Source organism: Burkholderia sp. Bp8992 (assembly GCF_003853705.1).
GTDB lineage: Bacteria > Pseudomonadota > Gammaproteobacteria > Burkholderiales > Burkholderiaceae > Burkholderia.
Map to the genome: position 1 here is coordinate 16022 of NZ_QTQI01000008.1, position 18313 is coordinate 34334.

General features: G+C 67.4%; 21 protein-coding genes. 14 read left to right on the forward strand and 7 right to left on the reverse strand.

Going from position 1 to position 18313, the window contains the following annotated elements:
* Nucleotides 1–29: 29 nt before the first annotated feature.
* Nucleotides 30–1361, forward strand: coding sequence for a PLP-dependent aminotransferase family protein (locus DIE03_RS13950; RefSeq protein ID WP_124451168.1), 1332 nt, complete (start codon nucleotides 30–32; stop codon nucleotides 1359–1361).
* 48 nt (nucleotides 1362–1409) lie between these two features.
* Here DIE03_RS13950 and DIE03_RS13955 read toward each other — a convergent pair whose 3' ends face one another.
* Nucleotides 1410–2306 carry a LysR substrate-binding domain-containing protein gene (locus DIE03_RS13955; protein ID WP_124451170.1) on the reverse strand — a complete coding sequence of 299 codons (897 nt, stop codon included), beginning with the start codon at nucleotides 2304–2306 and terminating at the stop codon, nucleotides 1410–1412.
* A 165-nt stretch (nucleotides 2307–2471) separates the two neighbouring features.
* Between DIE03_RS13955 and DIE03_RS13960 the strand changes: the two genes are divergently transcribed.
* Genes DIE03_RS13960 through DIE03_RS13970 form a run of 3 tightly spaced genes read left to right on the forward strand, consistent with a single transcriptional unit; the run spans nucleotide 2472 to nucleotide 4186 of the window.
* Nucleotides 2472–3008 carry a sugar ABC transporter gene (locus tag DIE03_RS13960; RefSeq protein WP_124451172.1) on the forward strand — a complete coding sequence of 179 codons (537 nt, stop codon included), beginning with the start codon at nucleotides 2472–2474 and terminating at the stop codon, nucleotides 3006–3008.
* Nucleotides 2996–3322 (forward strand): hypothetical protein, encoded by a 327-nt coding sequence (locus DIE03_RS13965; RefSeq protein ID WP_124451174.1) that lies wholly within the window; start codon nucleotides 2996–2998, stop codon nucleotides 3320–3322. The genes DIE03_RS13960 and DIE03_RS13965 overlap by 13 nt, the downstream gene beginning before the upstream one ends.
* Nucleotides 3323–3340: 18 nt before the next feature.
* Entirely contained in the window at nucleotides 3341–4186 is an 846-nt protein-coding gene (locus DIE03_RS13970; RefSeq protein WP_124451176.1) for an MBL fold metallo-hydrolase, read from the forward strand.
* A 106-nt stretch (nucleotides 4187–4292) separates the two neighbouring features.
* Here DIE03_RS13970 and DIE03_RS13975 read toward each other — a convergent pair whose 3' ends face one another.
* Nucleotides 4293–4676, reverse strand: a complete 384-nt coding sequence (locus DIE03_RS13975; RefSeq protein WP_124451178.1) for a hypothetical protein — start codon at nucleotides 4674–4676, stop codon at nucleotides 4293–4295.
* Between the two features lie 79 nt (nucleotides 4677–4755).
* Nucleotides 4756–5046, reverse strand: coding sequence for a hypothetical protein (locus tag DIE03_RS39065; protein WP_409364419.1), 291 nt, complete (start codon nucleotides 5044–5046; stop codon nucleotides 4756–4758).
* Between DIE03_RS39065 and DIE03_RS13985 the strand changes: the two genes are divergently transcribed.
* The 3 genes from DIE03_RS13985 to DIE03_RS13995 all read left to right on the forward strand — a co-directional run bounded on the left by DIE03_RS13985 (nucleotide 5030) and on the right by DIE03_RS13995 (nucleotide 7514).
* The gene (locus DIE03_RS13985) at nucleotides 5030–5773 is read left to right on the forward strand and encodes an SDR family oxidoreductase (protein ID WP_124451180.1); all 744 of its coding nucleotides are present in this window, start codon (nucleotides 5030–5032) and stop codon (nucleotides 5771–5773) included. The two genes, DIE03_RS39065 and DIE03_RS13985, sit on opposite strands and share 17 nt — an antisense overlap.
* Before the next feature lie 73 nt (nucleotides 5774–5846).
* The gene (locus tag DIE03_RS13990; protein ID WP_124451182.1) at nucleotides 5847–6368 is read left to right on the forward strand and encodes a GNAT family N-acetyltransferase; all 522 of its coding nucleotides are present in this window, start codon (nucleotides 5847–5849) and stop codon (nucleotides 6366–6368) included.
* A gap of 198 nt (nucleotides 6369–6566) precedes the next feature.
* Nucleotides 6567–7514, forward strand: a complete 948-nt coding sequence (locus DIE03_RS13995) for a GlxA family transcriptional regulator (protein ID WP_124451184.1) — start codon at nucleotides 6567–6569, stop codon at nucleotides 7512–7514.
* A gap of 74 nt (nucleotides 7515–7588) precedes the next feature.
* On the opposite strand, the gene DIE03_RS14000 is transcribed toward DIE03_RS13995, so the two are convergent.
* The 4 genes from DIE03_RS14000 to DIE03_RS14015 all read right to left on the reverse strand — a co-directional run bounded on the left by DIE03_RS14000 (nucleotide 7589) and on the right by DIE03_RS14015 (nucleotide 11054).
* Nucleotides 7589–8071, reverse strand: a complete 483-nt coding sequence (locus DIE03_RS14000; protein ID WP_124451186.1) for an SgcJ/EcaC family oxidoreductase — start codon at nucleotides 8069–8071, stop codon at nucleotides 7589–7591.
* 124 nt (nucleotides 8072–8195) lie between these two features.
* Nucleotides 8196–9050, reverse strand: a complete 855-nt coding sequence (locus tag DIE03_RS14005; RefSeq protein WP_124451188.1) for a DJ-1/PfpI family protein — start codon at nucleotides 9048–9050, stop codon at nucleotides 8196–8198.
* A gap of 153 nt (nucleotides 9051–9203) precedes the next feature.
* Nucleotides 9204–9950 (reverse strand): glucose 1-dehydrogenase, encoded by a 747-nt coding sequence (locus DIE03_RS14010; RefSeq protein WP_124451191.1) that lies wholly within the window; start codon nucleotides 9948–9950, stop codon nucleotides 9204–9206.
* A 207-nt stretch (nucleotides 9951–10157) separates the two neighbouring features.
* Entirely contained in the window at nucleotides 10158–11054 is an 897-nt protein-coding gene (locus DIE03_RS14015) for an IclR family transcriptional regulator (protein ID WP_124451193.1), read from the reverse strand.
* Nucleotides 11055–11347: 293 nt separating this feature from the next.
* Here DIE03_RS14015 and DIE03_RS14025 point away from each other — a divergent pair, with 293 nt between their 5' ends.
* From DIE03_RS14025 to DIE03_RS14055, 7 genes are read left to right on the forward strand one after another with little or no spacing between them, the layout of a single operon-like run.
* Nucleotides 11348–12430 (forward strand): ABC transporter ATP-binding protein, encoded by a 1083-nt coding sequence (locus DIE03_RS14025; protein WP_124451197.1) that lies wholly within the window; start codon nucleotides 11348–11350, stop codon nucleotides 12428–12430.
* A complete protein-coding gene (locus DIE03_RS14030) occupies nucleotides 12431–13414 on the forward strand; it encodes an ABC transporter permease (RefSeq protein ID WP_124451199.1) in 984 nt (327 codons plus the stop codon).
* On the forward strand, nucleotides 13411–14205 hold the full coding sequence (locus DIE03_RS14035; RefSeq protein WP_124451201.1) for an ABC transporter permease: 795 nt from the start codon (nucleotides 13411–13413) through the stop codon (nucleotides 14203–14205). The genes DIE03_RS14030 and DIE03_RS14035 overlap by 4 nt, the downstream gene beginning before the upstream one ends.
* Nucleotides 14205–14552 (forward strand): (2Fe-2S)-binding protein, encoded by a 348-nt coding sequence (locus DIE03_RS14040; protein ID WP_124451203.1) that lies wholly within the window; start codon nucleotides 14205–14207, stop codon nucleotides 14550–14552. The genes DIE03_RS14035 and DIE03_RS14040 overlap by 1 nt, the downstream gene beginning before the upstream one ends.
* The gene (locus tag DIE03_RS14045) at nucleotides 14549–15982 is read left to right on the forward strand and encodes an NAD(P)/FAD-dependent oxidoreductase (protein WP_124451205.1); all 1434 of its coding nucleotides are present in this window, start codon (nucleotides 14549–14551) and stop codon (nucleotides 15980–15982) included. The genes DIE03_RS14040 and DIE03_RS14045 overlap by 4 nt, the downstream gene beginning before the upstream one ends.
* On the forward strand, nucleotides 15975–17126 hold the full coding sequence (locus DIE03_RS14050; protein ID WP_124451207.1) for an FAD-binding oxidoreductase: 1152 nt from the start codon (nucleotides 15975–15977) through the stop codon (nucleotides 17124–17126). The genes DIE03_RS14045 and DIE03_RS14050 overlap by 8 nt, the downstream gene beginning before the upstream one ends.
* Nucleotides 17123–18169 (forward strand): ABC transporter substrate-binding protein, encoded by a 1047-nt coding sequence (locus DIE03_RS14055; protein WP_124451209.1) that lies wholly within the window; start codon nucleotides 17123–17125, stop codon nucleotides 18167–18169. Before DIE03_RS14050 ends, DIE03_RS14055 begins: the two co-directional genes overlap by 4 nt.
* Nucleotides 18170–18313 lie beyond the last annotated feature (144 nt).

An 18313-nucleotide genomic window follows, 5' to 3' on the forward strand; every position in this document is an offset into this window, starting at 1 on the left:
TCAAATTATTGTCATGGATACATTTCGCGATGCCCGAGCCGCGCTACAAGCAGCTGGTCGATCGATTCGCGGCCGACATCCGCTCGGGCCGCCTGCGTCCGGGCACACGCCTGCCGACGCATCGCGATCTCGCCGCCCGCGAAGGTCTGGCACTCGTGACGGCCACGCGCGTGTATGCGGAGCTGCAGGCAATGGGGCTCGTCAGCGGCGAAACGGGGCGCGGCACGTTCGTGAAGGAGCCGCTGTCCCGCGACCAGCGCGTCGACCTGTACGCGTGGAGCGCGGAGACCGTGGACCTGAGCTTCAACTCCCCGACGTCGCCCGATCAGACCGACCTGTTCAGAACCGCGCTGCGCCAGCTTGCGACGGCCGGCGACCTGGAAGCGCTGCTGCGATACCAGCCGCACGGCGGGCGCGAGCACGAGCGCGCGACGGCCGCGCGACACCTCGCCGGCCGAGGCCTGAACGCCAGCGCCGACACCACGCTGTTCGTGAGCGGCGCGCAGCACGGGCTGACGACCACGGCCATGGCGCTGTTCGAGCCCGGCGACGTCGTGGCCGTGGACGCACTGACCTATCCGGGGTTCAAGCTGGCCGCCGAAACCGCCCGGCTTGAACTCGCGCCGATCCCGGCCGCCGGGCGCGGCCCCGACCTGGACGCGCTGGCCGCACTGTGCAAGCGGCGCAAGGTACGCGCCGTCTACACGATGCCGACGCTGCACAACCCGCTCGGCTGGGTGATGAGCGCCACGCGGCGCAAAGCCCTCGTCGCCCTCGCGCGGCAACACGGCCTGATCCTGATCGAGGACGCCGCCTACGCATTCCTGGACGACGCCGCGCCGCCGCCGCTGGCGGCGCTCGCGCCGGAGACGACGGTGTATGTGTCGAGCCTGTCGAAGAGCGTCGCGACCGGACTGCGCGTCGGCTTCCTCCACGCACCGCCCGAATGGGTACCGAAGCTCGAACGGGCCATCCGCGCGACGACGTGGAACACGCCGGCGACCATGACGGCCATTGCATGCGGCTGGATGGAAGACGGCACCGCAGCCAGGCTCGAAGCCGGGAAGCGGCGCGACGCGGCGGACCGTCAGCGCGTGGCCGCCAGCGCACTGGGCCGGCTCAAACGCATCGTGCACCCGGCGTCGTACTTCATCTGGATTCCACTCGAACAGGACGTCCGTGCCGATACGATTGCGATGGCGTTGATGCGCGAGCGTATTTCCGTGACGACCGCCCTGCCGTTCTCGACTTCCGCCCACGTGCCTCATGCGATTCGACTGGCGATCGGTTCCGTCGATCCGGCCACGCTCGAGCGGTCGCTGGCGACGGTCGTGCGCGTGATTGCCGAACACACGTACTGACCGACACGCGCCGGCACGCAGTCATCGCGGTGAGCTTCGGCCGATGCTTCAGCGCGATGACTGGGTGCCGGCCTCGTCCAGCATCCATTGCGCGAAAGCCCGCACCGGCCCCGCGCTCAATTCGAGCGGCTCCGGCAGCACGACGCAGAAGTTCTTGGTGACCGCCTTCCCGTCCGGCCAGGGCGCGACCAGGCGGCCTTGCTCGAGCTCTGCGCCGATGTAAAGACGCGGCACCAATGCCACGCCCAAGCCGGCCAGTGCCGCCTCGATCAGCATCGAATGGAGATCGTACCGGGGGCCGACCGCCGAATTGGTCAGCGCGATGCCCGATGCTTCCGCATAGGTCTGCCACGCATCCGGATTCTGCCGCCGGTGAAGGCGCGGCAGCGCATCCAGCGACGCGTTCGCCCCCGCCTCCTTCAGCAGCGCCGGACTGCATACGGGCACCAGCACTTCCTCCAGCAGACGATGCAGATGCATGCCGGCCCATGCCGGATGCTCGAAATGAATGGCCGCGTCGAAACCGCTCCCGGCCAGCAGGAACGGGTCCATTCGTTCGGCGACATGCACGGTGATATTCGGGTGCCGATCCTGAAACCGCTTCAGCCGCGGAATCAGCCAGCGCGTGGCGAAGGTCGGAAGCGCGGCGACCTCGATGCTTGCGCCCTCGACGGGCTGCCCCATCAGATACAGGCTGTCCCGTTCCAGCCGGTCCAGGATCTCGCGCACCTGCGCCGCGTAGCGCGTGCCGTTCGGCGCCAGCCTGACGCGGTTTCCCACGCGCTCGAACAACGTCACGCCCAGGAACGCCTCCAGCCGGCCGATCTGGCGGCTGACCGCGCCTTCGGTCCGCGCCAGCTCGTCGGCCGCGCGGGCGAAGCTCCCGTGTCGGGCCGCCGCCTCGAAGGCCTGGAGCGCGGAATTGCTGGGAATCTTGCGTCGCATGGGGATCTCGCCGGTCGGGGGGATTCGACGTCAGCTTGAGCAAACATCACTGAAGGCTGACTTTTTGTCGTTATTTACACGGGAAACATCAGATTAGCATTACGTCACCGCACTGAATACCGTGCATTCGCCGCACGACGCCACTCCGTTACGAAGGACGAGCCGATGATCTACACCGTGGAATGCAGCTTCGCCGATCGCGCCAGCGAAGCCGAATGGAACGACTTCTACAGCCTTGAAAAGCTGCCGGCCCTCATCTCGGTGACGGGTTTTCACACGTCGCAGCGCTTCAAGGCGATCGGCGACGGTTGCCCCGCCTACCTGGCCGTCCACACGATCGACGGGCTCGACGTGCTGACCGGAGACGAATATCGCCAGAAAGGCGGCGGTAATTTTGCGCGATGGCAGCAGCACATCACCGACTGGCACCGCAATCTCTACAGCGATATCGGCATCGCGCCGGCGGTCGCTGCGGACGAACTGCTCGTGCTGTGCGAGCGCGGCCCCGAGCCGCTGATCCGCATGGGCCTGACACCGCTCGCCATGCAGGCCGTCGCGCTGGAGCAGCGTCCGGCGCGCCGCTGGCTTGCCGTCCTGCCCCGCGACGACGCCCCGCTGGCCGGGCACGCAGCGGCCGGCCTTTACCTTTACGCACCGATCACCGTGCAACTGACCCGGGCAGGCCAGCCATGCCGAACGTGACTTTCCATATTCAGGCGGGACGCATGCCGTCCGCCGACGACCTTGCCGCGCTGTCCGGCGACTGCGTCGCGCTGTGCACCGATGTCCTCCGCGCAGACCTCGAGAACGTTCACGTGATCTTCATGGAGGTTCGGCACGGACACGGGCATCCCGTGTTCGCGGAAATCCAGTATCGCGCCGACGCGTTTCGATCGCCCGAAATCATGAACCGCTTCATGGAAGCGCTCGATCGCGCGATCGTGCACCGCACGGGCCTGACCGCGCGGATCCGTTGCTTTGGCCATGCCGCACCGAACATTCACGCGCGAAACTAGCGTGCCTGGAGAAGCCTTGTGTCCACCGTTACTTTTCCCTTTCAGCAAGTCGGCGATTTCACGATCACGGCGATCAGCGACGGCTACCTGAGCGCCAGCCTCGATTTCCTGTCGAACATCGACGCGTCCGAGGCCTCCCGCATGCAGCACGCAGCCGGGCAGCGCGAACCGTCCGCCATCCATATCAACTGCTACGTGGTGCGCGGCGCAGGCCGCACGATTCTCATCGACGCCGGGGCCGGCGGCATCAGGCAATGGGGCGGCCGCCTGATCGCGAATCTGTTGCTGGCGGGCATCGAACCGTCGGCGATCGACACGATCCTGCTCACGCACGCGCATCCCGACCATGTCGGCGGGCTGGTGAATGCCGCCGGGCACGTGACGTTTCCGCAGGCGGAACTGGTCGTCCATCGGCGGGAGGTCGGTTTCTGGCAGGACGACGCCAATCTGAGCCGTGCCAGCGAGCGCGCCCGCGGCAACTTCCTGATCGCGCGCCAGGTATTCGACGGCTATCGCGACAGGCTGCGCATGTTTGATGACGGCGACGTGTTGCCGGGCATCCGCGCGATGCCGCTACCAGGACATACGGACGGGCACACCGGATACGTCGTCGAATCCGGCGATCAGGGCCTGCTCGTGTGGGGCGATATCGTGCATTTCCCGCACATCCAGATCAAGCGGCCCGACGTATCGATTGCATTCGACCAGGACTCGACCCAGGCCGCGACCACGCGATCACGGTTGCTGGACCGCGTCAGCTCGGAAGGGTTGATGATCGCCGGCATGCATTTAGGAGAACCCGGTTTCGCCCGCGTCGCGCGAACGAAAGGGGAATACGGCCTGCTTTACGAGACCGATGCGTGAGATCGCAAATGGAGACAGTCGCATCCGGCGCGCGGACCCGCGGTCATGACGCCCGCATCGATCCGCGCGTGGCGCGGTGGCGCGCCGTCCGGTGTGCCGCCGGATATTACGCCGCTCGTTGCAACAATTCCGATGCGAAAGACCGCGCATGCGCGACGGCTTCCTGTGCGTCGCCGAATATGCCGAGTTCATCCCAGTGCTCTTCGGCTGCGAAGGTTCCCTTCACCGCGAGCGCGCGCTGAACGCGCAACTGCGCCGCATATTTGCCGTCGTCCAGCGGCCGGGCCGTCGCGACGACCTTGTGCGGCGGGCTCGCCCGCTCCGGTTGGACCAGCTCGACGTGGCCAACCACCGTGCCGATGTCCATCAACTCGTTCCTGGCCTTGCAGTCCGGGCAGTAGAAACACCACCCGGCGTCCTCCTGGCGGGTCTTGACCTGCCCGCGTGCCAGCACGGCACGACATTCAACGTTTTCGCAGATGAACGGCATCGCAGCGTCTCCGAAGTTGTTTGACGGAAATCCTAGCATGTCCGCCGGCGGTCAACCATCCGCATTGTTGCCGCGCCGGTCAGCCGCTCGCCAGCGCCTTTCGCGTTGCCGTGTCGCGCTTCGGCGGCGTGTCGAACAGGCGCGCGTATTCGCGGCCGGACCGGGACGGGCTTTCATACCCGACGCGGAACCCCGCCTCCGCCGCGCCCGGCCCTTCGGCCAGCATCAGGCGGCGCGCTTCGCCGTCGCTGCATCTTCGGAGAATCGTGCAAGAAATGCGGACTCGCAGGATAACGGCGGCGCTGCTTTCCGCGCGATCCTGTCGACTCTTCTCCCTGAACCGAGGAACGGACATGTCCAGCCAAAACATCGAACGGAAAGTAATCCTGATCACCGGCGCGAGCAGCGGGATCGGCGAAGCCACGGCCCGCTATCTGGGCGAGCGCGGTGCGCGCCTGATGCTCGGTGCACGTCGCACCGGGCGCCTTGCGGACCTTGCCGGCAACATTCGCGCCAAGGGCGGCACCGCCGCGTGGCGTGCGGTCGACGTCACGAAGCGCGACGACAACGTCGCGTTTGTCGAAGCCGCGCTTGCCGAGTATGGCCAGATCGACGTCATCGTCAACAATGCGGGCGTCATGCCGCTGTCGCCGATGGCGTCGCTGAAAGTCGACGAATGGGACCGGATGATCGACGTCAACATCAAGGGCGTGCTGTACGATATCGCGGCCGCGCTGCCGGTGATGAATCGCCAGGGGTTCGGCCAGATCGTCAACGTGTCGTCGATCGGCGGGTTGCGCGTATCGCCGACGGCCGCCGTCTATTGCGCGACGAAATACGCAGTGCGTGCGATTTCCGACGGCTTGCGGCAGGAGAACGACAAGCTGCGCGTCACGAGCATCTGCCCCGGCGTGGTGACGTCCGAGCTGGCCGACACGATCACGGATCCGACCGCCGCCGACCTGATGGCGAAGTACCGCAGCATTGCGCTCGAGCCGGAAGCGATCGCGGCAGCCATTGCGTATGCGATCGCGCAGCCGGCCGATGTCGACGTGAACGAGATCGTCGTGCGTCCGACCGCGACGATCGCCGGTTAGCAGTTGACGACGCGCCGGCCGGATGTCGCTCGCGATAAACTGTCCGCCCGACTACCGAAGCGAGACACCTCCGATGTTGATCCGCGTTGCGACCCTGGCCGATGCAGCCCCGCTTGCCGACTTGAAGCGCGATACGTTTCGCGAAACCTTTCTGCAGGACGGCTTCGACATCGACTACCCGCCGGGCGATCTCGCTGCTTACGAGGCGCGCAGCTACTCGGTTGAAACGGTCGCCGGACAGCTCGTCGACCCGCAGTGCCGCACGTGGGTCGCCGAAAGCGACGACGGCACGCTGGTCGGCTATGCGCACGCAGGGCCGTGCAAGCTCCCGCACCCGGAAGTGACGGACGGTTCGGGCGAAGTCCATCAGATCTATCTGCGACGCGGTACGCAGGGAACCGGCGCCGGTCGTGCGTTGTTCGACGCCGCGCTGGATTATCTCGCCGAGGCACGCCCCGGCCCGGTATGGCTGGGCGTGTGGTCCGGCAACGCGAAGGCCATCGCGTTCTACGAGAAGGCAGGTTTCAGGCAGGTCGGCACGTACGACTTCAAGGTCGGCGAATCGACCGACCTTGAATATATCTACCGCCGCTGACTTTCGCCATTGCATGACAACCGCGCCCCGTCGGCAAACGACGGGGCGCTTCGCGTTGACGACTCGTCGCGTCCTGTCGGCCTCGCGAACCCTCGACGGAGATGTCAACGACGTTTCTCCCTCGTTTCCGGCCGAATGACACGATTCGAGGGTTCTCGGTAAAATACGCCTTCCTGATTTTTCGGTATCTGCCCTGTCATGCATCGAATCGGATTCTTCGTTTGCCGTGGCTACGATGCGCTCGATCTCGGCGGGCCACTGTCGGCCTTCAATCAGGTGGCCACGGCGGCCGGCCATACGCCATACGACCTTCACGTCATCTCGCAATCCGGCGGCCCGATCGCAGGCAATACGGGCGTTTCGATCGAGACGAAGCCGGTCGGAAGGCGTTCGTTCGACACCATCGTTTTCATCGGCGGTGAAATCGAGCCGATGCAGACCGCGGAAAATGTCGCCGCCGCCAAAAAACTGGTCGCCCGGACCGCGCGCGTCGCCAGCGTATGTACCGGCGCGTTCCTGCTCGCGGAAACCGGCTCGCTGGACGGCTTGAGAGCAGCGACGCACTGGCGATACGCTGCGCTGATGCAGTCGCTCTTTCCTCGCATCAAGGTCGACGGCGACAGCATCTATGTCGTGGACGGCCGCGTCTGGACGTCGGCAGGCATCGCCTCCGGGATCGACCTGGCACTCGGCCTCATCGAAAAGGACATGAGCGCGGAGATTGCGCGCGCCGTCTCGAGGCTGCTGGTCGTTCCGTATCGTCGACCAGGCGGGCAGTCCCAATTCTCCGCGATGTCGCAGATGGAACCGGAATCGGATCGCATCCGCATCGCACTGAATTTCGCACGGGAACATCTGGCGGAAGCGTTGCCGGTCGAACGACTCGCGGATGCCGCGCGCTTGAGTTTGCGGCAGTTCGGACGCGCCTTTCGCCGGGAAACAGGGGAAACACCCGCCAGGGCGGTCGAGCGCTTGCGCGTCGAAGCCGCGAGGCTGCGCCTGCAAGGCGGCAGCGAACCGATCGAACAGATTGCGCTGGCGGTGGGATTCACCGATCCGGAACGGATGCGGCGGGCCTTCATCAAGTTGCACGGCCACCCGCCGCAAGCGATTCGACGCGAGAGCCGATCGAACGCAGCGCGCTGATCGACTGCCGGCCGATCAGCACGCCTGGCAGGCTAACGGCGCGTCGGTACGTGACGCGCCATGTCGCCTGGCGCTCAATGGCCGTCGGTCTTGACCGGCGCGTAATCGTTCCACATGTCGCGATGCAGCTTCCAGGTGCCGCCCTGCTTCAGAAAGACGAGAATCTGCTTCGCGCGGATCTTGAGCTTGCCCTCATGGTCGCGGACCTCCGCATCCGACACCTCCGTCACGACGCGATCGTTACCGTAAAACTCGTAGTTGCTGAACGAGACGGTGCCGGGTTTCGATCCGGCATATCCGCTGGAAAAGTACTCCACGATCGCGCGGCGCCCCGTGACTTTGTCGCCGCCGAGCGGCAGGAGTGCGCCGTCGTCGGTATAGAGACGGCCGATCGCCTCATAGTCGCCTCGCGCGAAGGCATCGGCCCATCGCGCGTTTTCGGCCTTGATGGCCGCTTCGGGCGGACGTTGCGAACCACCGGCGACAGCCGGCGCCGTGAAGGCGAAAAAGGATACGCACGCTGCAAGCGCAGCCGTACAAAAACGAATCTGTTGCATCGGGTAATTTCCGGTTTTGGCTTGAATTGAAGCGGTTGCCCGAACGGGCTGGTGGCGCAGGCAGCGTTTCCTGCGACGTTCATCGAGGCCGGCGGATGGCCTCGCACTCATTGGCTGCAGACGTTCAGCGAACGCCGGGGATTCGTGCGAGCCCCCTGGATGCACCGGGCAGCTTCTTGTCGACCATCGCGATCAGTTCCGGCCGTGCGTCCCTCGGATGACCGGAGTGGAACGGCGGCGCGGGATCGTATTCGATCACCAGTTGCGTGAACTCGGCGGCCTGTTGGCCGCGCAGCTTCGCGGCCACGCGAAGGGCGAAGTCGATGCCCGCCGTCACGCCGCCGCCGCTCATGAAGCGGCCGTTGTCGTCCTCGACGAAGCGCTCGGGAACGGGAATCGCGCCGTATTCGGACAGCTTGTTGACGAAGGCCCAATGACAGGCACTGCGCTTGCCGTTCAGCACGCCTGTCGCGGCAAGCACGAGCGATCCGTTGCACACCGACGTGACGTGTTTCGCGCTTTGTGCCAGGCGCCGGATCTGCGCCTGATACGCGGGTTGCATCGGCACGCTGAGATCGGATCCGCCGGGAACGAGAATCACGTCCGTCTTCTCGATATCGGCCAGCCGTTCGGTATTGCCATACACGACGCCGAATTCGAGCTTGACGTTGCCGCCGTTGAGGCTCGCGTAGCGAACGTTCGTATTCGGCAGCCGATGGAAAATCTCGCTCGGGCCCGCGAAGTCGAGCAGCGTCCCCCCGTCGTAATTGACGATCAGGATATCGAGCGGGTCGCTCGGTGCAAGCATGCCGTCGCTGCCCGCCTGTGCGAGCGCAGGCGTGGCGTGCCCGAGCAAGGCGCCGCCGCCCAGCACGGCGCCGAGCGTGGCGACGCTGCCCAGCTTGAGTACATCGCGGCGCGAACGTCCGGCCCGCGTGAGTTGCTTGATGGAAGCATCGTTATCGCTACTGTCGGTCAAGATGATTTCTCCTTGCATTGCGGCCCTCTCTGCGAGCGCAACCAGGCAGGGCCGGATTGAACAACCGCCACGACGAAAGCCGCGGCGGACGTGAGATCAGGGTGTGGATGAGCCGCGATGACGTGTCGGGCTCCGGAATCGCGCGCTGCCGGCTTATAGCTGCGACGCGCCGCCATCGACGACCAGTTCGGTGCCGACGACGTAGGAGGATTCGTCGCTGGCGAGATAGAGGGCCGCGTTGGCGATGTCCTCGGCCTTGCCCATGCGGCCGACCGGAATCGATTCGGCGAACTCGGCCTTGCGGTCGCGAACCCATTCGTCCGGCATGCCCCATCTGGAGAGCAGCGGCGTGTCGATCGCACCGGGGGCGATCGCGTTGAAGCGGATTTTCCGGTCGAGAAACTCGTAGGACCAGCTGCGGGCCAGCGATCGCACGGCAGCCTTCGCCGCTGCGGTCAACGAGATGCCGTGCTTGCCGGTCTGTGCGACGAACGAGGTATTGAGGATGACGGACGAACCTTCCCGCAAGTCCGGCAGCACTGCCTGGAGCGTAAACACCACACCCTTGACGTTGATGTCCATGATCTCGTCGTAGAGCGCATCGTCGATGTCGTCGACCGCGGACGGATATGCCCAGCCGGCGTTGGCGAACACGATATCCAGGCCGCCGAACCGCTCCTTGACCTCGGCGGCAATCGCCCGCATGTCGGCGGGCGAACGGACGTCACCCTTGAGTACGATCGCGTTCTCGCCGAGTTCGGCCTTCACGCGCTCGAATACGGCCTCGTCGCGGCCGGTCACTGCTACGCGGGCGCCCTCCGCGACGAACAACTTCGCGGTCGCGAGACCGATGCCGCTGGTGCCGCCCGTGATCAACGCTGATTTGTTCCTGAGCCTCATCTTCCGTTCCTTTTCATGTCGTGACGGATCAGGCCGAAAGCTCGAAACGCCCTCGCGTTTGCGCGCTGTCCACGGCTTGATCTTCCACTGAAGTATGGAACGCGAGGCAAATGGCTCAAAGGTCGTATAACCCTCGAAAAACGTCATGCGATACGAACGGCGAGCGCACCGGCATGCTTTATCGACAAACGGCGCCGCGCGAGGCCGCTATACGGTTTTCCCCGACAGCCCGTGCATCGGCCGCCGCAACGCGGCGTCGAACGGATTGGTACGCGGCCCGATCGCGTCGGCCTGGCGCCGCAGCAGCTCGACGACCATCGGCATCCGGTCGTCGCCGAGGCGCGATGCGAGCGTGCCGACGCTCAAGGCGCCGACCGGGTAGCCGGTGCGATCGAGGATCGGCACCGCGACGCCGGCCATCCCGTCGAGCACGCCGCTGTTGCGGCCCGCGTAGCCGAGCTGTCGCACGCGTTCGATCTCGGTACGCAGGTACACCTCGTCCAGTACGCCGTAGCCGCGAATGCGCGGCACGTTGAAGCGGATCACTTCCTCGCGCTCGGCTTCGGGCAGGAATGCGAGGATCGCGAGGCTGCCCTGCCCGACGCCGAGCGCGATGCGTCCACCGATGTCGCCGGTAAACGAACGGATCGGAAACGGCCCTTCGCACAGGTCGAGACACACGGCGTCGAAGCCGCTCTTCACGAGCAGGAAGATCGTCTCGCCGAGGCTCGCGCACAGCCGCAGCAGCGCAGGACGGCACAGCGTGCGCATGCTGCTCGGGTTGCCGGCCTGCGCGGCGAGCGCGAAGAAGTCGACACTCAGCCGGTACAGCTTCGACTGCTCGTCCTGTTCGACCATCCCTTCGGCGATCAGCGATTGCAGGATCCGGTGCACGGTGCCCTGCGTGAGACCGACGGCCTTCGCGAGATGCGTGACGCGCACGCCGTCCTGCTGCATGCCGGCCAGCGCGCGCAGGATCGCGAACGCGCGCTGCAGCATGCCGGTGCCCGGTGCGCCGGCCGCATCGGCCGGGTCGACGGCGTCCTCGCCCGGGCGCGATGCGCGTGCAGCCGACGACGTTCCGGTCGAATGAGGTTCCTGCATGCCGGCTCTCCTCGATGATTTCGTTGAACGGAATACGGTAGCCGCCATTGTCGCCCCGCCGATATTCCCGCGGCATCCGGGTGTGCACGGGATTGACGCGTCCGTTTCGCGGCCGTGGCGCCCCTCATCCAATGGAACGATTCGCACGAGACATCCCCATCCATTCCGATCACCGGAATTTTTTAGAAATTCCTCCCGATCAGCAGAATTCGAAATTGACGCTCCGAAATATGGCTGGCTAGAGTCCGCCACATCGGTACACCGGCCACGCGGTGTGCGAACCGGAGCTTCCCATGTCGTTTCTCACGCTTACGGATCTGACGAAAACCTTCGGCGAGCTCACCGCCGTCGCCGACGTCAACCTGTCGGTCGAACAAGGCGAATTCGTGTCGCTGCTCGGGCCGTCCGGCTGCGGCAAGACCACCACGCTGCAGATGATCGCGGGCTTCGTCGACGTCACGCGCGGCCGCATCGCGCTCGACGGGCAGGACATCACGCACCTGAAGCCGAACCGGCGCGGGCTCGGCATCGTGTTCCAGAGCTATGCGCTGTTTCCGCACATGAGCGTCGCCGAGAACGTCGGCTTCGGCCTCGACATGCGCGGTGTCGACAAGGCCGAGCGCGCCGAGCGCATCCGCGCGGCGCTCGCGCTCGTTCGTCTCGACACGCTCGCGCACCGCTTCCCGCGCGAGCTGTCGGGCGGCCAGCGGCAGCGCGTGGCGATCGCGCGCGCGGTCGTGATCGAGCCGCCGGTACTGCTGCTCGACGAACCGATGTCGAACCTCGACGCGAAGCTGCGCGAGGACATGCAGTTCGAGCTGCGCGCGATCCAGCGCAAGATCGGCACGACGACGATCATGGTCACGCACGATCAGTCGGAAGCGCTGTCGATCAGCGACCGCGTGGTCGTGATGGAAGCCGGTCGCATCACGCAGACCGATACGCCGTACCGCGCATACGAGCGCCCCGAAAACCACTTCGTGTCGCAGTTCATCGGCAAGGCGAACCTGCTGCCCGGCACGATCGTCGCGCACGACGGCGACGCCATGCGCATCGACCTCGGGCACGACCTCGCCGAGACGGGGCGCACCGCGCACCTGCCGCCGCGCGAACGCGACCTGCACGTCGGCGATGCGGTGTCGGTGTGCATCCGTCCCGAGAAGCTGCGGCTGTGCGCGCCCGATGCCGGCCGCTTCGCCGCGACCGTCACGAGCCGCTTCTTTCTCGGCAGCCAGTGGCTGTACCGCGTCGACAGCGCGCTCGGCGAAGTGCTCGTGTGCTGCCAGAACGAAGGTGCTGAGCCGCTGGCGGAAGGCGCGCCGGTCGGGATCGACTGGCACAGCGACGCGGTGCGCGTGATGCGCCGGGAGGCCTGAATGGGACAGCCTACCCGTCCGCTCCCGACTGACGGCGCGCCGGCCGCGCTCGCGCAGTCGGCCGCGGTGTCAAACGACGCCCTGCCGGCACGCGCCGCCGCCGCGCACCCGATGCGCGCGACGTGGCGCGCGCATGCGCCGCTGTGGCTGATGTGCGCGCCCGCGTTCGCGCTGTTCGCCGCGCTCGTGCTCGTGCCGCTCGCGATGACGTTCGTGCTGACGTTCTACCGCTTCGATCCGGCCACCGGCCCGGTCGCCGCGTTCCAGTTCGGCAACTACGCGGAAGTGCTCGGCTCGTCGTACTTCCACACGATCTTCGCGCGCACGTTCGGCATCGCCGCCCTGACGACCGCGATCTGCGTCGCGATCGGCACGCCGGAGGCGTACGTGCTGTCGAAAATGCGCGACCCGTGGCGCTCGCTGTTCCTGCTCGCGATCCTCGCGCCGCTGCTGGTGTCGGTCGTCGTGCGCGCGTTCGGCTGGAGCATGCTGCTGAACACGAGCGGGCTCGTGAACCAGGCGCTCGGGCTCGCCCGCCTCGGGCCGTACAAGCTCGAATACACGACCTTCGCGATCGTGATCGCACTGGTGCACGTCATGCTGCCGTTCATGGTGATCCCCGTGTGGACCGCGCTGCAGCGGCTCGATCCGCAGACCGAGCACGCGGCGCTGTCGCTCGGCGCGTCGCCGTTCACGACGCTGCGCCGCATCGTGCTGCCGCAACTGATGCCGGGCGTGCTGTCGGGCAGCCTGATGGTGTTCGGGCTGTCGGCGAGCGCGTTCGCGATTCCGGGCCTGCTCGGCGGACGCCGGCTGAAGGTCGCCGCCACGGCCGTCTACGACGAATTCCTCGGCTCGCTGAACTGGCCGCTCGGCGCGACGATCGCAGTGCTGCTGCTGGTCGCGAACCTCGTCGTGATGCTCACTTACTACCGCGTGCTCGAACGCCGCTACGCGCGCAGCCTCGGAGGCGCATCGCGATGAGAAAGAACGGCCCCTTCGCCCTCGCCTTCCACACGCTCGTGATCCTGTTCGTGCTCGCGCCGCTCGTGATCGTCGTGCTCGTCGCGTTCACGCCGGACGAAACGCTGACGCTGCCGACCCGCGGGCTGTCGCTGCGCTGGTTCCGCGCGATCCTCGACTATCCCGACTTCGTCACCGCGTTCTTCAACAGCGTGAAGCTCGCGTTCGCGTCGGCGACGCTGTCGCTCGCGATCGCACTGCCCGCAGGCCTCGCCATCGGCCGCGCGACGTTTCCCGGCCGCGCGTTCCTGAACGGGCTGCTGCTGTCACCGCTCGTGATTCCCGGCCTCGTGCTCGGCATCGCGCTGCTGCGCTTCTTCGCGCTGATCGGCGCGACCGGCTCGTTCGCGTGGCTCGTGCTCGCGCACATGATCGTCATCACGCCGTTCGTGATGCGACTCGTGCTCGCGTCCGTCGCGGGCCTCGACCGCAGCATCGAGCAGGCCGCGTGCTCGCTCGGCGCGGACCCGTGGACGACTTTCCGCCGCATCACGCTGCCGATGATCGTGCCCGGCATCACGGGCGGCTGGCTGCTCGCGTTCATCAACAGCTTCGACGAACTGACGATGTCGATCTTCGTCACGTCGCCGCAGACGGTCACGCTGCCCGTGCGCATGTACATGTACGCGACCGAATCGATCGACCCGATGATGGCGTCGGTGTCGGCGCTCGTCATCTTCATCACCGCCGGCGCGATGCTGCTGCTCGATCGCGTGTACGGCCTGAACCGCATCCTGATCGGCCAACACTGATGACGACTTCCGTTTCCCGTTCCACCGGCATCGCGGACGACGGCGCGCAGTTCGTGCGCGTCGCCGAACGCGAGCGCGCCGCCGTCGCGTTCGTGCTGGACGGCCGCCCCGCGCAGGCGCTCGCCGGCGACACCGTGCTCACCGCGATTCTCGTCGCGCAGCGCCGCGTGCGCGTCAGCGAATTCAGCGGCCAGCCGCGCGCGGGCTTCTGCCTGATCGGCGCGTGCCAGGACTGCTGGGTGCGCACCGAGGCCGGTGCACGCGTACGCGCATGCTCGACACCGATCGTCGAAGGCATGCGGATTCTCACGGCCGTCCCGCCGGCCGCGACCGGAGACGCAGCGTGAGCGCCGTACCGCAACCGGTGATCGTCGGCGCCGGCCCTGCCGGCGTGCGCGCGGCCGAAGCGCTGGTCGACGCCGGGCTGCGCCCGGTCGTGATCGACGAGAATGCGCGCTGGGGCGGTCAAATCTACCGGCAACCGCCGGCCGACGGCGCATTCGCGCGCAGCAAGCGCACGCTGTACGGCTTCGAGGCCGCGAAGGCCGATGCCGTGCACGGGACGATGGCCGCGCTGCTGCCGCATGTCGACTACCGGCCGAATACGCTCGCGTGGTCATGCGGCGCTGGCCGCGTCGACACGCTGCAAGATGGCCGCGAAGTGACGGTGCCGTACTCGCACCTGATCATCGCGAGCGGCGCGACCGACCGCCTGCTGCCCGTGCCGGGCTGGACGCTCGCGGGCGTCTACACGCTCGGCGGCGCGCAGGTCGCGCTGAAAGCGCAGGGCTGCGCGATCGGCCGGCGCATCGTGTTCGCGGGCACGGGCCCGCTGCTCTATCTCGTCGCCTACCAGTATGCGAAGGCCGGCGCGCAGGTCGCGGCCGTGCTCGATACGAGCCCGCTGCGCCGCCAGGCCGCTGCCACGCCAGCGCTGCTGCGCGTGCCGTCGACCTTCGCGAAGGGGCTCTATTACCTCGGCTGGCTGCGCACGCATGGCGTCGCAATCGAAACGGGCGTCACGCTCGAGCGCGTGCTCGGCGACCAGCACGTGACGGGGATCGCATGGCGCGTCGCCGGTAACGGCGCAGCGTCGCGCCTGCTCGACTGCGACGCGCTCGGCCTCGGCTTCGGCCTGCGCTCCGAAACGCAGCTCGCCGATCTCGCCGGCTGCCGGTTCGGGTTCGACCCGCTCAATCGCGCGTGGCTGCCCGAGCGCGACGCGGCAGGCCGCACGTCGGTGCGCGGCGTTTACGTCGCGGGCGACGGCGCGGGCATCGCAGGCGCCGACGCGGCCGAAGCATCGGGCCGGCGCGCAGCGCTCGCGTTGCTCGACGACGCCTGCATCGCGTCGCCCGCGCCGTCCGGCAAACCCGATGCGGCGACGCTCGAACGTACGCTCGCGCGCATCGGCGCATTCCGCGCGGGCCTCGAAGCGGCGTTCGCGCCGCCGGTCGAGCTGGCCGCACGCTGCCCCGACGACACGATCGTGTGCCGCTGCGAAGAAATCGACGCGGGCACGTTGCGTCGTTGCGTCCGCGATGGTGCGGCGACCGAGCTGAACCGGCTGAAGGCGTTGACGCGCGTCGGAATGGGCCGCTGCCAGGGCCGCATGTGCGGCGACGCGGCCGCACTCGTGCTGGCCGCCGCAACCGGCCGCCCGCTCGCCGATATCGGCCGGTTGCGTGCGCAACCGCCCGTGAAGCCGTTCCCGATCTCGGCCGCGCTCGCGGGCGACGAGGTCGCGGCGATTCCCGACGAGGCGCGCGATGAATGAGATCCGGCATTACGACGTCGCGATCGTCGGCGGCGGCCTCGTCGGCGCATCGGCCGCCCTCGCGCTGGCGCGGCGCGGCTTGCGCACCGGCCTGTTCGAACGGCGCGACTGCGGTGCGCAGGCGAGCGGCGTGAACTACGGCGGCGTGCGCTGCCAGGGCCGGCCGGCCGAGCAGCTGCCGCTCGCGCTGCGTGCGCGGCGCATCTGGGACCGCCTGCCCGAACTGATCGGCATCGACGGCGAATTCGTCGTGTCGGGCCACCTGCGGCTCGCGCGCAGCGACGCCGATCTCGACGCGCTCGACGCTTACGCGACGCTCGCCGGCGAACACGGCCTGCCGCTAAAGGTGATGCGCGGCGATGCGTTCCGGCGCCGCTACCCGTGGCTCGGCCGCGCGGCGCTCGGCGGCTCGCTGTGCGAGACCGACGGGCACGCCAACCCGCGCCTCGTGTCGCCCGCGTTCGCGCGCGCGGCCCGCGCGGCGGGCGCGGACGTGTTCGAGCACACGCCCGTCGACGACGTTCACCACGATGGTGCGCGCTTTCACTTTCAGGCAGGCGGCCGCGCCTGCACCGCGACGTGGCTGATCAACTCGGCCGGCGCGTGGGCGAACACGATCGCCGAACGCTTCGGCGAAGCCGTGCCGATGGAGCCGATCTACCCGAACATGTGGGTGACTGAACCGCTGCCGCCGTTCATCACGCACAACCTCGGCGTGTACGGCGGCGGCGTGTACGCACGGCAGGTTGCGCGCGGCAACTGCGTGATCGGCGGCGGCCGTGGCCATGGCGACGGCGAATTCGGCCAGCCGTCGGTCGATACGACGCGCGCGGTAATGCGCGACGCGTGCACGCTGCTGCCCGCGCTGCGCGATGCGCTGCTGATCCGCACGTGGAGCGGCGTCGAAGGCTGCACGCCCGACCACAACCCGATCATCGGCGCGAGCCGCACGACGCCGCGCCTGCTGCATGCGTTCGGTTTTTCCGGCGGCGGCTTCCTGCTCGCGCCGGGCGTCGGCGACGTGCTCGCCGATCTCGTCACGACCGGCGAAACCGCCACGCCACTCGATGCATTCTCGATCGGCCGCTTCGCCCGCGAAGCCGCGCCGACCGCCCCTTTCCGTCAAGAGGAGACCCACAGATGAAACTGCTCGGAACGATCGCGGCGGCCGCCGCCCTCAGCATCGCAGGCGCCGGCGCGCCCGCGTTCGCGCAAACGAAGACGATCTACGTCGGCATGAACGGCGGCCCGATGGAGAAGGCCTACACGAGCCAGGTGCTGCCCGACTTCGAGAAGGCGAACAACGTCAAGGTGGTGATCGTGCCCGGCACGTCGTCGGACGTGCTCGCGAAGCTGCTCGCGAACCGCAACAAGCCGCAGATCCACGTCGCGTTCCTCGACGACGGCGTGATGGCGCGCGCGGTCAGCCTCGGCGTGTGCCAGAAGCTCGACGATTCGCCGGTGCTGAAGGAGCTGTACCCGTTCGCGCGGATGAAGGACGACATCGGCGCGGGCGTGCAGCTCGGGATGACCGGCATCGCATACAACAAGAAGCTGTTCGCCGAGAAAGGCTGGACGCCGCCGACGTCATGGATGGATTTCGCCGATCCGAAATACAAGGGCAAGGTGGTGTTCCAGTCGGCGTCGAGCAGCACGTTCGGGCTGCACGGCTTCCTCGCGATCAACCGGCTGCTCGGCGGCAACGAGCAGAACGTCGAGCCGGGCTTCAGCAAGTGGGCGAGCACGGTCGGGCCGAACGTCGTCGAGTACATCCCGAACTCGGCGAAGATCTCGGAGATGGTGCAGACCGGCGAAGCCGGCCTGTTTCCGCTGACGCCGACCGGCGTCGGCGACCTGCAGGACAAGGGCATCCCCGTCGCATACGCGAACCCGAAGGAAGGCCCCGTGCTGCTGCTCGTCGACCTGTGCGTGGTCGCGAACAACCCCGATCCCCAGCTCGCTCAGAAGCTCGCGCAGTTCCTGCTGTCCGCGCCCGCGCAGACGAAGGCGGCCGAGGCCGGCAAGCAGATTCCGACCAACCGTCTCGCCAAGATGCCGGCCCCGATGCAGCAAAGCCTCGGCAACGTCGACGATCTCGTGCGCAAGGTGACGGTGGTCGACTGGACCGCGATCAACGCGCGGCGTGCGCAGTGGGATACGCGGTGGAATCGGCAGATCGAGCGGTAACGCCGCCGGGCGCGCGCGGGCACGGCCGCGCGCCGACCATCATTTGCGGGAGTGATGACACTCCCCTTTTTCTGCGGATTTGACCGGGGCCAGCGGGGCCGACAACACTAGCCCGCAGTGCCGCGAAAGACGGCACGCGCCTGC

Coding starts and splice junctions, on each gene's coding strand:
- DIE03_RS13950 (WP_124451168.1), top strand. CDS start 30: ATGCCCGAGCCGCGCTACAAGCAGCTGGTCGATCGATTCGCGGCCGAC.
- DIE03_RS13955 (WP_124451170.1), bottom strand. CDS start 2,306: ATGCGACGCAAGATTCCCAGCAATTCCGCGCTCCAGGCCTTCGAGGCG.
- DIE03_RS13960 (WP_124451172.1), top strand. CDS start 2,472: ATGATCTACACCGTGGAATGCAGCTTCGCCGATCGCGCCAGCGAAGCC.
- DIE03_RS13965 (WP_124451174.1), top strand. CDS start 2,996: ATGCCGAACGTGACTTTCCATATTCAGGCGGGACGCATGCCGTCCGCC.
- DIE03_RS13975 (WP_124451178.1), bottom strand. CDS start 4,676: ATGCCGTTCATCTGCGAAAACGTTGAATGTCGTGCCGTGCTGGCACGC.
- DIE03_RS13985 (WP_124451180.1), top strand. CDS start 5,030: ATGTCCAGCCAAAACATCGAACGGAAAGTAATCCTGATCACCGGCGCG.
- DIE03_RS39065 (WP_409364419.1), bottom strand. CDS start 5,046: ATGTTTTGGCTGGACATGTCCGTTCCTCGGTTCAGGGAGAAGAGTCGA.
- DIE03_RS13990 (WP_124451182.1), top strand. CDS start 5,847: ATGTTGATCCGCGTTGCGACCCTGGCCGATGCAGCCCCGCTTGCCGAC.
- DIE03_RS13995 (WP_124451184.1), top strand. CDS start 6,567: ATGCATCGAATCGGATTCTTCGTTTGCCGTGGCTACGATGCGCTCGAT.
- DIE03_RS14000 (WP_124451186.1), bottom strand. CDS start 8,071: ATGCAACAGATTCGTTTTTGTACGGCTGCGCTTGCAGCGTGCGTATCC.
- DIE03_RS14010 (WP_124451191.1), bottom strand. CDS start 9,950: ATGAGGCTCAGGAACAAATCAGCGTTGATCACGGGCGGCACCAGCGGC.
- DIE03_RS14015 (WP_124451193.1), bottom strand. CDS start 11,054: ATGCAGGAACCTCATTCGACCGGAACGTCGTCGGCTGCACGCGCATCG.
- DIE03_RS14025 (WP_124451197.1), top strand. CDS start 11,348: ATGTCGTTTCTCACGCTTACGGATCTGACGAAAACCTTCGGCGAGCTC.
- DIE03_RS14030 (WP_124451199.1), top strand. CDS start 12,431: ATGGGACAGCCTACCCGTCCGCTCCCGACTGACGGCGCGCCGGCCGCG.
- DIE03_RS14035 (WP_124451201.1), top strand. CDS start 13,411: ATGAGAAAGAACGGCCCCTTCGCCCTCGCCTTCCACACGCTCGTGATC.
- DIE03_RS14040 (WP_124451203.1), top strand. CDS start 14,205: ATGACGACTTCCGTTTCCCGTTCCACCGGCATCGCGGACGACGGCGCG.
- DIE03_RS14050 (WP_124451207.1), top strand. CDS start 15,975: ATGAATGAGATCCGGCATTACGACGTCGCGATCGTCGGCGGCGGCCTC.
- DIE03_RS14055 (WP_124451209.1), top strand. CDS start 17,123: ATGAAACTGCTCGGAACGATCGCGGCGGCCGCCGCCCTCAGCATCGCA.